Genomic DNA, 1077 nt, shown 5'->3' with positions numbered 1-1077 from the left:
AGTTCCTGGTTGTAGCGGACGCTGTTCATGGCCGCCATGTGCAGCACGTGCTTGAGTTCCTTGTTGGCGAACCTGGAGACGCCTGCCCTGCCCATCACGCTCGTGCCGCTGCGGTACTCGAAGGGGGCCACCCCGCAGTAGCAGGCAAGTTTGCGCCCGTCCTCCATTTTGGTGAAGCCCTGGGTGTAGACCAGCAGCGAGATGGCAAGCACCTTGCCCACGCCTTTCACGCTTGTCAGCAGGTCGTACTTGCCCTTCAGGTCCCCGTCGCTTGCGATGAACTCCTGCATCTTCTCCTCCACCTGCTCCATGCTCTTCTCCAGACCTTGGATGGCTTTTTTGTTCACCTGTTCCAGCGTCTTGCCGGAGACTGGGTCCACCGCCAGCAGTTCCTTTATGGTGACCTTGATGCTCTGCAGCGCCTTGAGCAATCTGCCTCTGTTGGCCTGCAGGTCCTTCAGCCTCTCCAGCGTCACGCCAGAGAGTGAGAGGCACTGGGCCTCGAGCTGGTGCAGAAGGGCGTAGCGGGCAATCCTCTGGGCGTCCACCTTGTCATCCTTGCCCCGTACCATGCCGATGGAGCGCTTTATCTGCAGGGCACTCTCCATCCACACCCTTACGTTCCTTGCCAGCAGGTAGTGCACCAGCTGGCGGGTGTAGAGGCCTGTGTGCTCCATGCAGCAGAGCGTTTCCTGTCCTGCCTCACAGCCCTGCTGCTTGAGCCACGCCTTCATGCGTTTGAAGCCGCCGGCGTTGTTGCTGAACTTCTGGTGGAGCATTCTGCCGCCGTTGCTGGTAACCAGGCACGCGTCCAGGCTGTCCTTGGAAACGTCAACGCCCAGAATGAAGGCGGCCGCTTGGGAATCAATAGGCTTTTCCATATCTTTCAATAGGTTGTGCAGGCTTTGGGTCGAAACCTTAATAATGGGCCCGGTGTCCCGAAAATCTATATGACCCCTGCCTGCGGGTTGAAAAATAAAGCAGCCAGACTGAATCGGTTGTTAGACCCTGTTCGCCTTGTTAGCGTGTAGTGCACTGGCTGCTTCTTCAGCTACAGAAAGTTAACCCTGTAACTGG

The 1077-nt window shown here is 57.8% G+C and carries 1 protein-coding gene; it reads right to left on the bottom strand.

Annotated elements, in window-relative coordinates:
* Positions 1-881: IS110 family transposase (locus HHO50_RS20895; protein ID WP_181309087.1), on the bottom strand; the 881-nt coding region annotated here is incomplete at its 3' end.
* Positions 882-1077: the final 196 nt, after the last annotated feature.

Origin of the sequence: Rufibacter sp. XAAS-G3-1, from assembly GCF_013623775.1 — a bacterium.
Lineage (GTDB): Bacteria > Bacteroidota > Bacteroidia > Cytophagales > Hymenobacteraceae > Nibribacter.
Note: the sequence above shows the minus strand (reverse complement) of the source record. Positions and strands in the feature narration are given on the sequence as shown.